This window comes from Mycetocola sp. (genome assembly GCF_025464835.1).
Taxonomy (GTDB): Bacteria; Actinomycetota; Actinomycetes; order Actinomycetales; family Microbacteriaceae; genus Mycetocola_A.
On sequence record NZ_JAODMP010000065.1, the window covers coordinates 1 to 17,149 of the forward strand.

Genomic DNA, 17,149 nt, shown 5'->3' on the forward strand with positions numbered 1-17,149 from the left:
CGAGGGGCAAGCAGGCGAGCGATCTGCTGTTCGCCGGTCCCGACGGCGGCCGGCTCAGCAACCACAACGCGCGCCGAGGAGTCGACTGGGAGACCCTTCGCGCGGCCATCGGCCGGCCCGACCTGCGCATCCACGACCTCCGCCACACGGCGGCGGTGCTCCTCTTCGATGCGGGCCTCGCGGCTCCGGACGTGCAGGCGATTCTCGGGCACTCGTCGCTGCTGGTCACACAGATGTGCGCGGATACACGGCGACTAGCTGCGAAGGGGAGTAGTCCCGATGTCGAAGTTCTTCAATGTGCAGTCGGAAGGTCAATATCGACCCATTCCGGCGGCTACTCGAACGATACTGCGGACGGGGGTGAAATATCCGCGAATCCAGCGCTGATCTGGGAAAAGAAAAGGCCCCACCCCGAGTAGAAGCCTCGAGATAGGACCAGTGGCTCCGACCGGCATCGATCCGGTGACCTTTCGATTTTCAGTCGAACGCTCTACCAACTGAGCTACAGAGCCAGGCAACTTTCGCCGCCTAAAGGTGAAAAACCCCTCCTTGCGGAAGGGCTCTTCTCCTTAGCGACCCTGACGGGACTTGAACCCGCGACCTCCGCCGTGACAGGGCGGCACGCTAACCAACTGCGCTACAGGGCCTTACTTTTTTACTTGTACCGATTGTAGTAGTTATGTGACCCCAACGGGATTCGAACCCGTGCTACCGCCGTGAAAGGGCGGCGTCCTAGGCCACTAAACGATGGGGCCGAGAGCCTCGGAAGGCTCCGTAACTACCGAGAAGAAGCATACGGGTACGAGCGCGATTTGCCAAAACGAGCTCGTTTTCCCCGCGAGTTGCCGGGTTTGCAGGGTCCGCCCGGGGGTGAAACCCGGCAAACCCGGCAACTCGCAAGAGGCGGCTGTCTAGTGGCTGCCCTCTTCACGAAGCTTCACGATGCCCGCTTCGACGATGGCCGTGGCTTCAGCGGCGTCGCCCCAGCCTTCGATGGTGACCCATTTGTTCGGCTCGAGGTCCTTGTAGCGAGCGAAAAAGTGCTCGAATTCCTTGCGGGTCTGCTCGGGAACGTCGGTGATGTCCTGGATGTGTGCCCAGCGGGGGTCCTTCTCCTGGACACAGAGAACCTTCGCGTCGGAACCAGCTTCGTCGCTCATGTTCAGCACGCCGACGGGGCGCACCTTGATGCCGACACCGGGGAAGACCGGGTACTCGAGGAGGACGAGTGCGTCGACGGGGTCACCGTCGAGGCCGAGCGTGTTTTCGAAGTAACCGTAGTCGACGGGGTAGCTGAAGGCGGTGAAGAGCACCCGGTCGAGGTAGACGCGACCTGTTTCGTGGTCGACCTCGTACTTGTTGCGGCTGCCCTTTGGAATCTCTACGACGACGTCATATCCGGCCATGGAAGTGTTCTCCTCTTTTATCTGAAAGTCTGCAATAACGTTACTTGATGCCCACCAACAGTTCGCTTCCCCGCCCGCCGCTCTCCCCGGCGGTCGCCGACGTGCGTGTCGCCGTGCGCCGCGCACTCACCGCGGTGCGCGCATCGGGACTCTCAGAGGGGGACCTCGTGCTCGTCGCCCTGAGTGGTGGTCCTGACTCCCTCGCACTCGCCGCTGCCACAGCTTTCGAGGCGCCGCGGCTCGGGATCCGGGCGGGGGCGGTGATCGTCGACCACGCGCTGCAGGCCGATTCCAAAGGGGTGGCGACGCGGGCGGCGGCGGCCGCTGAAAAACTCGGTCTTGCGCCCGTGCTGGTCCGCACGGTTCGAATCGTCGGGGGGAGCGGGCCGGAGGCAGCTGCCCGCGAGGCGCGTTACGGCGCGATCGCGGATGTCGCCGCGTCCGCTGGGGCGCGTCAGGTCCTGCTCGGGCACACGCTCGACGACCAGGCGGAGACGGTGCTGCTTGGGCTCGCGAGGGGATCGGGGGCGGCGAGTTTGCGGGGGATGACCCCGGTGGCCGGCCTGTACCTCCGGCCGCTGCTGGAGGTCCGCAGGGAGACCACCCATGCCGCGTGCGCAGCGGAGCACCTCGAGCCGTGGGCCGACCCGCACAATTCAGAACCTCGGTTCACCCGGGTGCGTGTGCGGGAACGGGTGCTGCCCGTTCTCGAGGAGGAGCTCGGCCCGGGCGTCGCTGAAGCGCTGGCCAGGACGGCTGAGCAACTGCGCGAGGATTCCGAGGCTCTGGACCGCATGGTGCAGGAGATCATCGAGGAGATCTGCCAACCGGCTGAAGCCGGCATCGCCGTTGATGTGGGGGCTCTCGCGGCGAATCCGGCGGCGCTCCGCAACCGGATCATCCGGCTTGTGGCGTTGAGCGAGTTCGGCAGGTCCCTGGATCGCGGGCATACCCTCGAGGTCGCCCGCCTGGTCACCGACTGGCGCGGACAGGGCCCGATCGACGTCCCCGGCATCCGGGTCTCCCGACAGGGCGCGCTGCTCGTGTTCACCGCTCGCGGATAGGATGAACGCATGGAATCGAGCGACATCTCAAGCGACCTCACGAGCATTCTCGTCACCGAGGAGCAGATCCAGGAGAAGCTGGTCGAGCTCGCCGCCCGCATCGACGCCGATTACGTTGGCAAGGACCTTCTGCTCGTCGGGGTGCTCAAGGGTGCTGTCATGGTCATGGCCGACCTGTCCCGTGCGCTGACGAGCCACGTGTCGATCGACTGGATGGCCGTCTCCTCCTATGGTGCAGGCACCAGGTCCAGCGGTGTCGTGCAGATCCGCAAGGACCTCGACTCGGATCTGACCGACCGCCATGTTCTGATCGTTGAAGACATCATCGACTCCGGACTCACCCTGTCCTGGCTCCTGGAGAACTTCGCTTCGCGCGGTGCCGCATCCATCGAGGTCTGCGCGCTGCTCCGGAAACCGGAGGCAGCGAAGGTCGAGATCGATTGCAAATACGTCGGCTTCGACATCCCGACCGACTTCGTCGTCGGGTACGGCCTCGACTTCGATGAGCGTTACCGGAACCTGCGCGACGTCGCCGTGCTGGCACCGCACGTTTACGCCTGAGGCGGCGCTGTTCCCCCTTCGGCGAACATAGAGGCCGCGTCCAGCGTTTCGGCGATACCCTTGACTTCACGGGGCGTTCGACGCTTCGCCGTACCTTCAGAAAGGTGTTGGGCATCCGCTCATCCGAACTATGAACTTCAAGCGCATCTTCAAAGGCCCGCTGCCTTACATCCTGATCGCCATCATCGTTTTCTGGGTCGGGTCAAGCCTGCTCAACGTCAACGGTATGCGTGAGGTCTCGACCGATCACGGGCTCGAGCTCCTCAAGGACGGCAAGGTCACTGAAGTGACGCTTACCGAGGGCGACAACCGCGCCGACCTCACACTCGCGGAAGCCGATGGCGACAACGGCACGATGGTGCAGTTCTACTACCTCACCGCACGGGCCGACGACGTCGTCGCCGCTGTCGACGCTGCGTCGCCGAGTGAGGGCTTCACCGACAAGGTCCCTCAGCCCAGCTGGTGGTTGTCAGCGCTCGGACTGTTGCTCCCGCTCCTGCTCATCGGCGTGTTCTTCTGGATCATGCTGTCGAGCATGCAGGGCGGCGGATCGAAGGTCATGCAATTCGGCAAGTCGAAGGCAAAACTGGTTTCGAAGGAATCGCCCAAGGTCACGTTCGCGGATGTCGCGGGCAGCGACGAGGCGATCGAGGAACTCGAAGAGATCAAGGACTTCCTCAAGGAGCCCGCGCGCTTCCAGGCCGTCGGTGCCCGCATACCGAAGGGCGTGCTGCTCTACGGCCCTCCCGGGACCGGCAAGACCCTCCTCGCCCGTGCCGTCGCCGGTGAGGCGGGCGTTCCGTTCTACTCGATCTCCGGTTCCGACTTCGTTGAGATGTTCGTGGGCGTCGGCGCGAGTCGCGTGCGCGATCTCTTCACCCAGGCCAAGGAGAACTCACCGGCCATCATCTTCGTCGACGAGATCGATGCCGTCGGGCGTCACCGCGGTGCAGGCATGGGCGGTGGCCACGACGAGCGCGAGCAAACCCTCAACCAGTTGCTGGTCGAGATGGACGGCTTCGATCCGAAAGCCAACGTGATCATGATCGCCGCGACCAACCGCCCGGATATCCTCGACCCCGCGCTGCTGCGCCCCGGCCGGTTCGACCGTCAGATCGGTGTCGACGCGCCCGACCTCAAGGGACGCACACGCATTCTCGAGGTGCACGCCAAGGGCAAGCCGATGGCGGAGAGCGTCGACCTTGACGTTCTCGCCCGCAAAACTCCTGGCTTCACGGGTGCAGACCTGGCCAACGTGCTCAACGAGGCCGCACTTCTCACTGCTCGGTCAAACGCGCAGATCATCGACAACCGTGCCCTCGACGAGGCCGTCGACCGCGTCATGGCCGGCCCGCAGCGCCGCAGCCGGGTGATGAAGGACCAGGAGAAACTGATCACCGCGTACCACGAGGGCGGCCACGCCCTCGCCGCAGCGGCGATGCGCAACACGGACCCGGTGACCAAGGTCACCATCCTTCCGCGTGGCCGCGCCCTTGGCTACACGATGGTGCTTCCGCTCGAGGACAAGTACTCCGTCACCCGCAACGAGCTCCTCGACCAGCTCACCTATGCCATGGGTGGCCGCGTTGCCGAAGAGATGGTGTTCCACGACCCGACCACCGGCGCTTCGAACGACATCGAGAAGGCAACGGGAATCGCCCGCAAGATGGTCACCGAGTACGGCATGAGCGCCAACGTCGGAGCGATCAAGCTCGGCCAGTCGAGCGGAGAGGTGTTCCTCGGGCGTGACATGGGACACCAGCGGGACTACTCGGAGCAGATCGCGGAGACGGTCGACGCCGAGGTGCGTGCCCTCATCGAACAGGCCCACGACGAAGCGTGGCAAGTGCTCAACGACAACCGGGAGATCCTCGACCGCCTCGCAGCTGAATTGCTCGAGAAGGAAACCCTCGACCACAACCAGCTGGCTGAGATCTTCGCGAACATCCGCAAGCTGCCGCCGCGTCCGCAGTGGCTCTCGAGCACCAACCGGCCTGTGTCGGAGCACCCGCCCATCGCCGTCCCCCTCGCGAAGGCACCGATCGACCCCGGCGCCACGGACGGTGGAGTGGAGAGCGACTCCAAGGTCGCCCGCACACCCCAGGTGAACCCGCGACCGGCAACGGCGTAAGCCCCGTGGGCCAGACCGGAGGGGCCCGGATGGATAGCGAGAGGATCCAGCGGGCCGTCACCGAGCTACTGCTCGCGATCGGGGAGGACCCGTCGAGGCCGGGACTCGCACGCACGCCTGAACGCGTCGCAGAGGCGTGTGAGGAATTCTTCGGCGGCCTCCACGAGGACCCGCTTGCCCTTCTCGCGGATTCCATCCCGGTCGGCGGCGGCGGACCGAGCGAAGCAGTCGTCGTGCGCGACATCTCCTTCCGTTCCATCTGCGAGCACCACCTGCTCCCATTCCTCGGGGTCGCCCACATCGCCTACCTCCCGAGCGACCGCATCGTCGGACTCGGTCGGCTGCCACGCGTCGTCGACACCCTCGCGTCTCGCCCCCAACTCCAGGAGCGGCTCACAGAGGAGATCGCCGACACCCTCGAACGCGGACTCGACGCACGAGGCGTTCTTGTCGTTCTCGACGCGGTGCACGGCTGTGTCGCGGCTCGTGGATCCCGCCAGGAGGCGGCATCCACACTCACCCTCGCGAGCAGGGGAGAGCTGTCAGATCCGGTTCGGCGCGCAGAGATCATGTCGCTTCTCGGCCGGAGCGGCCCGGCCCATGACTGAGATACTGCCCGGCCGCCCCATGCTCGTGATGGGCATCCTCAACGTCACTCCGAATTCGTTCAGCGACGGTGGCCGCTACCTCGACCACGCCGCGGCGATCGCCCACGGCCGGCGGCTTGCGGCAGACGGCGCGGACCTCATCGACGTCGGCGGCGAGTCGACCCGGCCTGGCGCCGAGCGTGTCGGCAGTGCCGAAGAACAGCGCCGGATCCTTCCCGTTCTCCGGGCGCTGTCTGCCGATGGCATCCGTCTTTCTGTCGACACGATGAACGCCGACACGGCACGGGCCTCGGTCGATGCTGGTGTCGAAATCATCAACGATGTCTCAGGCGGCCTGGCCGATCCTCAGATGGCGCTGGTGGCAGCCGAAACGGGCGCCATGTTCCTGCTCAGCCATTGGCGCGCGCACAGCACCGAGATGGATTCCCGGTCGAACTACGATGACGTCGTCTCGGACGTCCGGGCGGAGCTTGTCAGGCAACTCGCGGCCGTCGAGGCGGCCGGCGTCGCCCGTGAGCGCATCATCCTCGACCCTGGTCTCGGCTTCGCCAAGGCCTCCGATCACAACTGGCAGATTCTCTCCAGGCTCGATGAGCTGCAGTCGATCGGACTCCCGCTCCTCATCGGCGCGTCGCGGAAACGATTTCTCGGCACTCTCCTCGACGGCGATGCCACAATGGCTGACCGTGACCTGCCTACCGCGGTGATCAGCGCCCTGCTCGCTGACGCGGGAATCTGGGGCGTCCGGGTGCATAATGTTCGCGCGACGGCCGTCGCTCTCGACGTGCGCAAGCGGCTCGGCCGGCCATCCCTTCCTCGCCCCGCCTAGAGGAATCCTCACAGTTCGGCAGCGGGCGTTGCTCCCATGCCACCCCTCAAGGCGGCGTTTTTCCGGATAGTGTTGAGCGGCGCCGTGATCGCAGACCGAGTGCCGGACACGGGAGAACGAATGACCACCGCAACACTTGCCCCCTCACGACTGACCCTCGCCGACAGGGTCGTTCCGCGGAGCGTCGTGAACAACATCGCCCTCATGCTTACCGGTGTCGCCGTGGTCAGCGCTACCGCCTCATCGAGATCCCGATGTGGCCTGTCCCCGTCTCGGGACAGACTCTCGGTGTCATGCTCGTCGGCGCCATGGGCCTGCCCACCGACTTCGGTTCGCTTCTCGACTTCGGCTTCTACCCCTTCATCCTCGGCGGTGTCGTGAAGTGGCTCCTCGCCGCCTCGATCCTTCCGCTCGCCTGGCGACTCGTGAAGAATGTCGACGACAAGCGCGACCCTTCCGCGGCGTAGACGGCCGGCCTGTCAACACCCGTCGCGGCGTGCGCGGCAAACCGTAGAGTGGGCATTGTGAACACCGGCGACAGCATCACCCTGACCGGACTTCGCGTGCGGGCGAACCACGGGGTCTACGACTTCGAACGTGAAAACGGGCAGGACTTCCTCATCGACGTCACCGTCGGCGTCGACCTCCGGGCTGCCGCGGCGAGCGACGATGTGGCGCAGACCATCCATTACGGAGAGCTGGCCGAGAGGATCGCTGCTGCCGTGGAAGCCGACCCGGTCGATCTCATTGAAACCGTTGCGGAGCGGGTGGCCAGCCTGGTGTTGTCGTACCCGGCGGCGCACAGCGTGCGCGTCACCGTGCACAAACCTGACGCGCCGATCGCTGTGCCCTTCGACGACGTCGCGGTCAGCATCCTTCGTCATGCGGCAACCAGCCGGGCGGACGGGTCATGACGCCGATCCCGAAACCGCCCATTCACCCGCCGGTTCGGCCGCTTCGACCGGTCCAGACGGTTCTTGCCTTCGGCAGCAACCTCGGGAACCGCGAAGCGAACATCCGTGCGGGACTCGCGGCGCTCCCTTCGCACGGGGTGACGGTGACCGCTGTGTCTGATCTGATCGAATCAGTCGCCGTGAAGCCCACCGGTGAGGACCCCTCTGCGCCCCGGTATCTCAACGGAGTTGCCCTCGTGCGGACCGCTCTTGCTCCCCTGGCCCTGCTCCGCAGCGTTCAGGCGATCGAAGCGGGGCTCGGCAGGGTGCGGACTGAGCACTGGGGCGACCGCACTCTCGACATCGACATCATCGCGTACGGGAACCTCGTGCTCACGACGGATCATCTCGTCCTTCCCCACCCCCGCGCAGGCGAGCGATCCTTCGTGCTCGCACCGTGGCTGGAGCTCGACCCCGGTGCCGTGCTGCCCGGTGCCGGGCCCGTCGCTCGACTGCTCGAATCGCTCCCGAACTCATTCGGAGCCGCCACGTGAATCGGACGCGCGCGACCCCTCTTGTCGGGCTCGCAGCGCTGGGCTTCGTCGCCGGGTTCCTGGTCGAGTACGGCCTCGAGGCGTACGGCCGCCCCCTGCTGGTCCCGCCGCTCACGATGCCGTTCACCCTTCTGGTCGTCGCCGTCCTCGTGCTCGGCGTGGCGATTCCGATCCGGCGGACGGTCACCGGCAAACGTGTGACCCGAATCGACCCCTTCCGGGCGATGCGGATCGTTGTCCTCGCCAAGGCATCGAGCCTCGTTGGTGCACTGCTCACGGGTGCCTCACTCGGCGCCGTCCTCTATTTCACAACCCGGCCGGTCCTGCCCGCGATAGGCTCGATGTGGCTCGCGATCGCTTCCTGCGTTGGCGCGGCGGTGCTCACGACCGCAGGACTGATCGCCGAACACCTCTGCACGCTTCCGAAGGATGAAGACGATGACGCACCAGGAGAACCCCGCGATTCCTGAGCTGCCCGTTCCCGAGCCGGTGTCGGAGGCAGTCGGGTTGGGCGCCGTCGTCGACGTTCCGCGGCGGGTCGAAGTGGCCGGCGAGTGGCGGCGGGTATCGCCGAAGTACATTCTCGTCGACCTCATCGGTGAGGCGATCTTCGCCCTCATCGTGATCGCCGTTGCCGTTCTCTGGGCCGTGTTGTTCGAGCAGACCTGGCAGTGGTGGGTGATGGGGGCGCTGCTTCTCGTGACCGCGCTCGGTGCGGCGATCACGCCCCGCCGCATCCGTTCGATCGGATACCAGCTGCGAGAGGACGACCTGCTGTTCCGCCGCGGAATCATGTGGACTCGCATGGTGGCAGTGCCATACGGGCGGATGCAGCTCATCGACATCAACCGCGGCCCGGTCGCCCGTGCGTTCGGCCTCGCTGAACTCAAATTCGTCACCGCGTCAGCGGCGAGTGCCATCGTGTTGCCCGGTCTGCCCGAGGACGAGGCCGAGCAGTTGCGAGACCACCTCGTCACCGTCGCGGAGAGCAGGCGGACCGGCCTATGAGCGGCGAGCAGGAGGCCTTCCTCCCGCACGGCGCCCAGGGAACGCCTGAGCGCGCGTCGTTTGCAGGGCAACCGGAGGCGCAGCGCCCTGCAGAGCTCCGGCAACGTCGGAGCCTGACCGACGGCGAGTGGCACCGGCTGCACCCAGCGACCCCACTCCTGCGCGGAGGGATCGCCTTCCTCGCAATCGCCGGCTTCGTCATCGCAAATCTGAGGGAACGGCTGGTCGACCTGTTCCTGCCCCGCGCTGGCGAGTACGACCCCGAGGATTACGACCCGATCACCTATGTCTGGGAACACGGCTACGTCGGGCTTGCCCTGCTCGCGATCCTCGTCGTCCTGATCGTGGTGATGACCGGGTTCTACCTGTCCTGGCGGATGCACACCTTCCGGGTGACCGACGAGGCGGTGGAGGTGAGGAGCGGCATCCTGTTTCGAACGCACCGCAAGGCGAAACTCGACCGGATCCAGGGCGTCGGAATCTCCCGGCCATTCCTGCCGCGGCTGTTCGGCGCCGCGAAGATGGACGTCAGTGTCGCCGGGCAGGATGCCAGCGTCAAACTCGAATACCTGTTCTCCCGTGATGCAGATGACCTCCGCCGCGACGTGCTCACCCTTGCCTCCGGTGTGCGGCTTGCCGAGCAGGGCCTTGCCCCGACGCCGGCCGTCGGCCCTGGCGGAATCGAGAACGAGGCCGCGCTCAGCCGAATCGTCAACGAACGGGTCACCGAATTCCTGGCGCCGGAACTCGACCCGGGAACCGCTCCACCAGAGTCCGTTGTGCGCATCCCGGTCGGTCGGCTGGTGGCATCGACGCTGCTCAGCCTCGGCACGGTCTTCTTTCTCATCCTCGTCGTGGTGATGATCGTTTCGCTTGTCAATGGGCAGATCTGGGCTTTGTTCTGGTTCGTGCCGAGCGTGATCGGCATCGCCAGCTACTTCTGGTCGACGATCACGAAGTCGCTGCGGTACTCGATCGCCGGAACACCCTCAGGCGTCCGGATTGGTTCCGGCCTGTTCTCGACGAGCAACGACACGCTGCCACCCGGGCGGGTGCACGCCATCGAGGTGTCGCAGTCGATACTCTGGCGGCCGTTCGGCTGGTGGCAGGTCAAGATCAACAAAGCCGGGCTGTCGGTCGAAGCGGCCGCAGGGGGCAAGGGAAACACCACGGTGCTCCCGGTCGGCACGCTGCCCGACGTGGCCCGCGTGGTCGAGCTCATGCTCGGAGGGGTGTCGTCAACCGCACTTCACGACGAGCTGGACCTGGCGATCCGCGAACCTGCCCGCTCCGGCTTCGTCCTTGCCCCACGGCGGTCCAGGTGGCTGAACCCTCTGGCCTGGCGCCGTACCGGTTACACGCTGCACGACGACCTGCTCGTCTTCCGCAAAGGTGTCGTCTGGCGCAAGGTCGACCTTCTCCCGCTGGCCCGACTGGTCAGTTTCGCCGTGTCGCAGGGACCCATCGAACGGATGCTGCGCCTCGCGTCAGCGCACGCCCACACCGTGCTCGGGCCGATCACCGCCACCCTGCCGGCGATCGGGACGGCCGAGGCCGCGAGTCTGTTCGAGCAGGTGGCTGAGGGAATCGTTGTCGCTACGCGGGCCGACCACAGCCACCGATGGGCCCAGGTCGCTGGCGGCGTCATGCCGGCCGGGGATCAGTCATGACCGCGCGCGCAGGCCGCTTGGGGATCGGGGTCATCGGTGCCGGCCGGGTGGGACCCGTGCTTGGCGCGGCGCTGGCTGGCGCCGGCCACGCGATCACCGGGATCAGCGCGGTCTCTGAGGAGAGCCGTGACCGCGCCGAAGCGATGCTTCCCGCTGCACCGATACTCGACATCCCCAGCATCGTCGAGCGCAGCGAACTGGTCATCCTAGCCGTACCGGACTCCGAACTGGAGTCGCTCGTCGCCGGCCTGGCCGCCACCTCGAGCTGGCTTCCAGGCCAGCTGGTGATGCACACGGCCGCCGGCTTCGGCACCTCCGTTCTCGCGCCGGCCCAGGCGCTCGGGGCGATCCCGCTCGCCATCCACCCGGCCATGGATTTCACCGGAACAAGCATCGACATCTCGCGCCTCACCGAGAGCTGGTTCGCTGTGACCGCGCCGACACCGGTGCAGCCGATCGGCCAGGCCCTCGTCGTGGAAATGGGCGGTGAGCCCGTCCTCGTCGCCGAGAAGGACCGGGCTGCGTACGCCGAGGCGATCGAGATCGCGACGGCGTTCTCGCGGTCCATCGTGGCACAGGCGACAGGCCTCCTTTCCGGGATCGGCGTCGAACACCCTGGCGCGTTCCTGTCGTCGCTGGTCCGGTCATCCGTCGACAACGCGCTCCAGCAGGCTGGCCGGCTCTCGGCAGACCCGTTGGACCTCGAGCCAGGAGACGAGCTGCCGCCGCAGGCCGGTAGCATCGGTGGGTGACGAACAGTATCGCTGACATCCGTTCCCGAATCGCCGACGCCCACCGTGCGGCGGTCGCGGGTGGGATCCCGGATCCACGAGTCGTGCTCGTCCCCACCATGGGCGCTCTGCACGACGGCCACCTGGCCCTCGTCGATTACGCCCTCGAACTCGGCGACATCGTCGTTGTCTCGATCTTCGTGAACCCACTGCAGTTCGGGCCGAAGGAAGACCTCGCCAGTTACCCCCGCACTCTCGACCAGGATGTTGCCCGGCTCGCCGAGCGCGGGATCTCGCTCGTCTTCGCACCGACGGCTTCCGACATGTACCCGGACGGCCAGGTCGGCACCCGCGTGAGTGCCGGTGAGGTGGGGACCCGCCTCGAAGGGCGAACCCGCCCCGGCCACTTTGACGGGATGCTCACGGTCGTCGCCAAGCTGTTCCACATCGTGAGCCCGCACGCCGCCGTCTTCGGAGAGAAGGACGGCCAGCAGCTGTTCCTGGTGAAGCGGATGGCCAGAGACCTGAACTTCCCCATCGAGGTGCACGGGGTTCAGACCGTTCGTGCGGACGATGGCCTGGCCCTCTCCAGCCGGAACGTGTACCTCGACGACGCCGGGCGCCGATCGGCGCTGTCACTGTCCGCAGCGCTTGCGGCGGCGGCGGCCGGCGGGGATCTCGGTGTCGACGCGGCCACCGCAGCGGCGCACTCCGTTCTCGCCGGTGAACCAGGGATCGAGCTCGACTACCTCGCTGTGGTCGACCCGGAGACGTTCCTGCCTGTCGCTGATGGCTATTCCGGGTCTGCCCTTGTCCTCATCGCCGCTCGGGTCGGAACCACCCGCCTCATCGACAACCGCAGCATCATCGTCGGTTGACACTGCGCAGGCACGCCCGCAACGTAAGCTGGGATGACCCCACAAGGAGACGTTTTCTATCATGACTGCCCCCACCACAGACCAGGTTGCCGAGCCGACCGCTGAAGAGATTTCCGAGCAGAAGGCCGTCCGGCTGGCCAAGCGGGAGCGTCTGATCGAGATGGCAGCCGACGCGGCGGGTGGCGCTTACCCGGTCTCGGTCCCGGTCACCACCACGATCCCGGCGGTTCGGGAAGAATACGGCTCCCTCGAAGCCGATGAAACGTCTGGCGTCGTCGTCGGCGTCGCCGGTCGTATTGTCTTCCTCCGCAACACAGGCAAGCTGTGTTTCGCGAGCCTCCAGGCAGGCGACGGAAGCCGGATCCAGGCCATGGTGTCGCTCGCAGAAGTCGGCGAGGACTCCCTCGCACTCTGGAAAGAGCTCGTCGACCTCGGCGATCACCTCTTCGTCTCCGGCGAGGTCATCTCCAGTCGCCGAGGCGAATTGTCGATCATGGTCCGCGAGTGGACGATCGCATCGAAGGCGATCCTTCCCCTGCCGAACCTGCACAATGAGCTCAGCGAGGAAAGCCGTGTCCGCAGCCGCTACCTCGACCTGATCGCCAGGGAACAGGCTCGACAGAACGTCATCCAGCGATCGAAGGCGGTCGCGAGCCTGCGCCGTACCTTCACCGATCGCGGATACCTGGAGATCGAGACCCCGATGCTGCAGGTGATGCACGGCGGGGCATCCGCTCGCCCATTCGTCACACACTCAAACGCATTCGACACGGAACTCTTCCTTCGGATCGCCCCTGAGCTGTACCTCAAGCGAGCCATCGTCGGCGGCATCGACCACGTCTTCGAGATCAACCGCAACTTCCGTAACGAGGGAGCCGACTCGACTCACAGCCCCGAGTTCGCCATGCTTGAGGCGTACGAGGGCTATGGGGATTACAACTCCATCGCTGACCTCACCCAGACCCTGATTCAGGATGCCGCTCTTGCTGTCGCCGGATCGCACACGGTCACCTGGGCTGACGGCACGGAGTACGACCTTGGCGGCGACTGGGACCGGATCTCGATGTTCGACAGCCTGTCAGAGGCTGTCGGCAGGACGATCTCACCCGAAACGCCGATCGAAGAGCTGAAAGAGCTCGCAGAGCGGGAGGGCATCGTCGTCCCGCATCCGATTCACGGAAAGTACATCGAGGAGCTGTGGGAGCACTTCGTCAAGTCCCGGCTCGTCCGGCCGACGTTCGTGTGCGACTTCCCGGTTGACACGTCGCCTCTTGTTCGCGCTCACCGGTCGATCCCCGGTGTGGTCGAGAAGTGGGACCTCTATATCCGGGGATTCGAGCTCGCCACCGGATACTCGGAGCTGGTTGACCCTGTCGTGCAGCGGGAACGCTTCGTCGAGCAGGCCAGGCTGGCCGCCGGGGGAGATGTCGAGGCGATGCGCCTCGACGACGAGTTCCTGCGCGCCCTCGAGCACGGCATGCCGCCGACCGGAGGAATGGGAATGGGCATCGACCGGTTGATGATGGCCCTCACCGGACTCGGTATCCGCGAGACCATCCTGTTCCCCCTCGTGAAGTGAGACCCTGATGACTGACTACCTGCCCAAGGAAGAGTTGCACCCGCGGGATCCGAAGAAACCGTCGACGAACCGGATCATCATCTGGGTCATCGTCGGCGGCATCGGGCTGTATCTGCTGATCTCCGGTGTGGCGGGAATCGTCGCCGCGGGATGACCGTCGTTCGCCCCGGGGTATCCTTGTAGGGTCATGGACAATTACTGGCTCAACGCACTCTGGTCGGTCATTCCGACCGTCCTCCTCGGAGTGATCTTCTGGTACGTCATGCGCGCCATCATCCGCGCGGACCGCCACGAGCGTGCTGCATACGCGGACCTGGAAGCGGCGGAGCGTTCGCGTCTCGGCCTTCCACCGTCGGAGTCCAAGGGCACGGACGGCTCTGCCGAGAACTAGTCCTCTCCGCCCGATAGGCTGGGGGCAGACTTCCCGACGACAGGAGCCCATGCGTGGACCTAACGGCCCTGTGGGCGACTATGTTCGCCGACTGGTGGGTCGTACTGTTCTTCACGATCGACTTCATCATCAAGGCCATCGCCATCATCGTCGTCCCGCGCAACCGGCGTCCGACCGCCGGCATGGCGTGGCTTCTGGCGATTTTCCTTATCCCCTACGCGGGTGTTCTCGCCTTCCTGCTCATCGGGCATCCGAAACTTCCCCGCAAGCGCCGCGAAATCCAGGATGAGATCAACGACTTCATTCGGATCGCGGGAGAGAACCTACCGAAGCAGGATCTGCAGCCGGGCCTGCCGCTCTGGTTCACAAACCTCGTCGGGCTGAACCGCAAGCTCGGTGCGCTGCCCTTGCTCGGTGGCAATGAGGCGCGATTGCTCGGCGACTACAACAAGACGCTCGCGGCCATGACCGAGGCGGTCGACGCGGCGCGCCGCCACGTGCACGTCGAGTTCTACATCCTCAGCTGTGACAGGACCACCGCGCCGTTCTTCGACGCGCTCGAGCGTGCCGTGCAGCGCGGCGTCGACGTGCGGATCCTGCTGGATCACGTCGCCAACCTGCGCACCAAAGGGTATCGGCAGACCCGACGTCGGCTTGATGAGACCGGTGCCGAGTGGCATCTGCTGCTTCCGCTGCAGCCGTTGCGCGGTAAGTTCCAACGGCCGGACCTGCGGAACCACCGCAAGATTCTCGTCGTCGACGGTGAGGTCGCTTTCATGGGCTCGCAGAACGTCATCGACCGTAGCTACAACAAGCGCGGGAACCTGCGGCGCGGCCTGCAGTGGCAGGAACTGGTCGCCCGCGTGGAGGGACCGGTGGTCGGTGGGATCAACGCGATCTTCCTCAGCGACTGGTACAGCGAAACCGGCGAACTCGTGAGTCGCGCGATCGACGTAACCGACCCGGACCTCGAGAACGGCGAGCTTGATTGCCAGGTCGTGCCGAGCGGCCCAGGCTTCGACGGGGAGAACAACCTCAAACTGTTCCTCGGGCTGATCTACGCGGCCCAGAAGCGCATCGTCATCACGAGTCCTTACTTCGTGCCAGACGAGTCGATGTTGTACGCGATCACCACCGCCGTGCACCGGGGTGTCCCGGTCGACCTGTTCGTCTCAGAGATCGGAGACCAGGCACTCGTCTACCACGCCCAGCGCTCCTACTACGAGGCGCTGCTCCGCGCGGGCGTGCGCATCTATCTGTACCCAGCCCCGTACATCCTTCACGCCAAGCACTTCACCATCGACGACGACGTCGCCGTGATCGGTTCGAGCAACATGGACATGCGGTCCTTCGGCCTCAACCTGGAGGTGTCGCTGATGGTTCGCGGCGAGTCATTCGTATCGGACATGCGGGCCGTCGAAGACCAGTACCGGCTCAAGAGCCGCCAACTCACCCTGGATGAGTGGAAAAAGCAGCCTCTCCGGTCGACCATCCTCGACAACCTTGCCCGCCTGAGTTCGGCACTTCAGTAAACGAAGCCGCTTCGGGGCTGCGTCGAACGGCCTGAGCGGGAATAGTGTTGCGCCATGGACGCGTGGCTGGCCGCCGGGGCAGGAGCACTGGCAGGGGGAGCACTGCTCGTCGGCGCTCTGATCGCCTGGTTCGTCCAGGTGCCCCGTCGAGTCGTCGCGGCCATCATGGCGTTCGGCTCCGGCGTCCTGATCTCGGCCCTGGCCTTCGACCTCGTCCAGGAGGCCGCGCAGCAAGGCGGGTTCTGGCCAGCTATGTCCGGCTTCCTCGTGGGAGCGATCATCTATGTGGCCGCCAACCTCGTGCTCGACCGGGTCGATGCGCGAAACCGACGAGGCTCGGGAGAATCGCCGGGTACCGGCACGGGGATCGCCGTCGGTGCGCTTCTCGACGGGATCCCGGAAACCGCCGTGCTTGGCCTCAGCATGGTGGCGGGCGGTCAGCTGAGCATCCCGGTCCTGCTCGCGATCATCATCTCGAACATCCCTGAGGGGCTGGCGTCGACTGCGGAATTGAAGGCTGATCGGCGAAGTGCTCGGTACGTGTTCGGGCTGTGGATCGGCATCGCCGTCGCGTGCGGCCTGTCGTCGCTTGGCGGATTCATGCTCCTGGAGGGCGTTCCGCCAGCCGGCACAGCATTCGTCACCGCGATCGCGGCCGGCGCCATCCTCGCCATGATCTCCGACACCATGATCCCTGAAGCGTTCCGCGACGCGAAGGCTTTCACCGGCCTCATCGCCACCATCGGCTTCTTTGCGAGCTTCGGCGTGCACCAGCTTGCCTGACAGCAGCGTCCCCGACCCCAAATTCAGCAGATCCGGCCCGACGCGCCGTGTGGGAGCGCGCCCACACGGCGTGTCGCGACACTTCTGCTGAATTCGAGCGGTTCTCCTGAACCTGTTCGCTCAACTCGGTCAGCGTCATGAACCGCTCCGCAAGCAACTCATCGAGCCAGCAACGGATGCCGGTCCGGGCGTCATCTGCGCCGCCCACTACACGAGGCCCGTCGTATCGCGTTGCGTCCGTTCGCCCACCCGGAACGCTGCGGCAACGGCCACGAGAGCGAGCGAAATGAAAATGGGCCAGAACTCGATCGGCCCCGCGTGCGACGGTACGGGCAGGCCGTGTGTTGAGCTGAGCAGAAGACACTTTTCTCTCCCGGCCGGCCCCGAGCCGGAGGCGATCGGGTCATCGTCGCGTTCAGCAGAAGTACTGACAGATGGGTGCCGCCTTCGCGCCCAGAGCGAACAAGGGCCTATTCGGAACCACCGGTCGTTACGCTCTTTGTAACGGTGTCCCCATCCCTGCCCGGGCAC

20 protein-coding genes and 3 tRNA genes are annotated in these 17,149 nt (G+C 65.6%); 19 read left to right on the forward strand and 4 right to left on the reverse strand.

Annotation, left to right across the window (positions count from 1 at the left end; all coding sequences use genetic code 11):
• On the forward strand, positions 1-419 hold a 419-nt coding region (locus tag JWP90_RS07825), incomplete at its 5' end, for a tyrosine-type recombinase/integrase (protein WP_297362081.1).
• A 20-nt stretch (positions 420-439) separates the two neighbouring features.
• Here JWP90_RS07825 and JWP90_RS07830 read toward each other — a convergent pair.
• The 4 genes from JWP90_RS07830 to JWP90_RS07845 form a co-directional block, all read right to left on the reverse strand.
• Positions 440-512 (reverse strand) — tRNA-Phe (locus JWP90_RS07830).
• Positions 513-573: 61 nt separating this feature from the next.
• A tRNA-Asp gene (locus tag JWP90_RS07835) sits at positions 574-647 on the reverse strand.
• A 35-nt stretch (positions 648-682) separates the two neighbouring features.
• A tRNA-Glu gene (locus JWP90_RS07840) sits at positions 683-755 on the reverse strand.
• Between the two features lie 156 nt (positions 756-911).
• Entirely contained in the window at positions 912-1,406 is a 495-nt protein-coding gene (locus JWP90_RS07845) for an inorganic diphosphatase (RefSeq protein ID WP_297362084.1), read from the reverse strand.
• Between the two features lie 47 nt (positions 1,407-1,453).
• Here JWP90_RS07845 and tilS point away from each other — a divergent pair, with 47 nt between their 5' ends.
• The 18 genes from tilS (at position 1,454) to JWP90_RS07935 (ending at position 16,618) form a co-directional block, all read left to right on the forward strand.
• Positions 1,454-2,470, forward strand: coding sequence for a tRNA lysidine(34) synthetase TilS (gene tilS / locus JWP90_RS07850; RefSeq protein ID WP_297362089.1), 1,017 nt, complete (start codon positions 1,454-1,456; stop codon positions 2,468-2,470).
• A 9-nt stretch (positions 2,471-2,479) separates the two neighbouring features.
• On the forward strand, positions 2,480-3,031 hold the full coding sequence (hpt, locus tag JWP90_RS07855) for a hypoxanthine phosphoribosyltransferase (protein ID WP_297362092.1): 552 nt from the start codon (positions 2,480-2,482) through the stop codon (positions 3,029-3,031).
• Positions 3,032-3,161: 130 nt separating this feature from the next.
• Complete coding sequence (ftsH, locus tag JWP90_RS07860; RefSeq protein WP_297362095.1) at positions 3,162-5,162, forward strand: ATP-dependent zinc metalloprotease FtsH; 2,001 nt, start codon at positions 3,162-3,164, stop codon at positions 5,160-5,162.
• Between the two features lie 29 nt (positions 5,163-5,191).
• A complete protein-coding gene (folE, locus tag JWP90_RS07865; RefSeq protein ID WP_297362098.1) occupies positions 5,192-5,770 on the forward strand; it encodes a GTP cyclohydrolase I in 579 nt (192 codons plus the stop codon).
• Complete coding sequence (folP, locus tag JWP90_RS07870; protein WP_297362102.1) at positions 5,763-6,599, forward strand: dihydropteroate synthase; 837 nt, start codon at positions 5,763-5,765, stop codon at positions 6,597-6,599. The genes folE and folP overlap by 8 nt, the downstream gene beginning before the upstream one ends.
• A 254-nt stretch (positions 6,600-6,853) precedes the next feature.
• A complete protein-coding gene (locus tag JWP90_RS07875) occupies positions 6,854-7,066 on the forward strand; it encodes a hypothetical protein (RefSeq protein WP_297362105.1) in 213 nt (70 codons plus the stop codon).
• A gap of 57 nt (positions 7,067-7,123) precedes the next feature.
• Positions 7,124-7,513, forward strand: a complete 390-nt coding sequence (folB, locus tag JWP90_RS07880) for a dihydroneopterin aldolase (protein ID WP_297362108.1) — start codon at positions 7,124-7,126, stop codon at positions 7,511-7,513.
• The gene (gene folK, locus JWP90_RS07885; protein WP_297362111.1) at positions 7,510-8,046 is read left to right on the forward strand and encodes a 2-amino-4-hydroxy-6-hydroxymethyldihydropteridine diphosphokinase; all 537 of its coding nucleotides are present in this window, start codon (positions 7,510-7,512) and stop codon (positions 8,044-8,046) included. The genes folB and folK overlap by 4 nt, the downstream gene beginning before the upstream one ends.
• Complete coding sequence (locus JWP90_RS07890; protein WP_297362114.1) at positions 8,043-8,516, forward strand: DUF3180 domain-containing protein; 474 nt, start codon at positions 8,043-8,045, stop codon at positions 8,514-8,516. Before folK ends, JWP90_RS07890 begins: the two co-directional genes overlap by 4 nt.
• Complete coding sequence (locus tag JWP90_RS07895) at positions 8,485-9,054, forward strand: PH domain-containing protein (protein ID WP_297362117.1); 570 nt, start codon at positions 8,485-8,487, stop codon at positions 9,052-9,054. The genes JWP90_RS07890 and JWP90_RS07895 overlap by 32 nt, the downstream gene beginning before the upstream one ends.
• Positions 9,051-10,724, forward strand: a complete 1,674-nt coding sequence (locus JWP90_RS07900; protein ID WP_297362120.1) for a PH domain-containing protein — start codon at positions 9,051-9,053, stop codon at positions 10,722-10,724. Before JWP90_RS07895 ends, JWP90_RS07900 begins: the two co-directional genes overlap by 4 nt.
• Complete coding sequence (locus JWP90_RS07905; protein ID WP_297362123.1) at positions 10,721-11,476, forward strand: DUF2520 domain-containing protein; 756 nt, start codon at positions 10,721-10,723, stop codon at positions 11,474-11,476. Before JWP90_RS07900 ends, JWP90_RS07905 begins: the two co-directional genes overlap by 4 nt.
• Positions 11,473-12,333: a pantoate--beta-alanine ligase gene (panC, locus tag JWP90_RS07910; protein WP_297362126.1), complete on the forward strand. Its 861-nt coding sequence runs from the start codon at positions 11,473-11,475 to the stop codon at positions 12,331-12,333. The genes JWP90_RS07905 and panC overlap by 4 nt, the downstream gene beginning before the upstream one ends.
• A 61-nt stretch (positions 12,334-12,394) precedes the next feature.
• Positions 12,395-13,912, forward strand: a complete 1,518-nt coding sequence (gene lysS / locus JWP90_RS07915; protein WP_297362129.1) for a lysine--tRNA ligase — start codon at positions 12,395-12,397, stop codon at positions 13,910-13,912.
• Positions 13,913-13,919: 7 nt separating this feature from the next.
• The gene (locus JWP90_RS07920; protein ID WP_297362132.1) at positions 13,920-14,066 is read left to right on the forward strand and encodes a hypothetical protein; all 147 of its coding nucleotides are present in this window, start codon (positions 13,920-13,922) and stop codon (positions 14,064-14,066) included.
• 33 nt (positions 14,067-14,099) lie between these two features.
• Complete coding sequence (locus tag JWP90_RS07925; protein ID WP_297362136.1) at positions 14,100-14,303, forward strand: hypothetical protein; 204 nt, start codon at positions 14,100-14,102, stop codon at positions 14,301-14,303.
• 80 nt (positions 14,304-14,383) lie between these two features.
• The gene (cls, locus tag JWP90_RS07930) at positions 14,384-15,835 is read left to right on the forward strand and encodes a cardiolipin synthase (protein WP_297362141.1); all 1,452 of its coding nucleotides are present in this window, start codon (positions 14,384-14,386) and stop codon (positions 15,833-15,835) included.
• Between the two features lie 54 nt (positions 15,836-15,889).
• A complete protein-coding gene (locus tag JWP90_RS07935) occupies positions 15,890-16,618 on the forward strand; it encodes a ZIP family zinc transporter (RefSeq protein WP_297362139.1) in 729 nt (242 codons plus the stop codon).
• Positions 16,619-17,149: the final 531 nt, after the last annotated feature.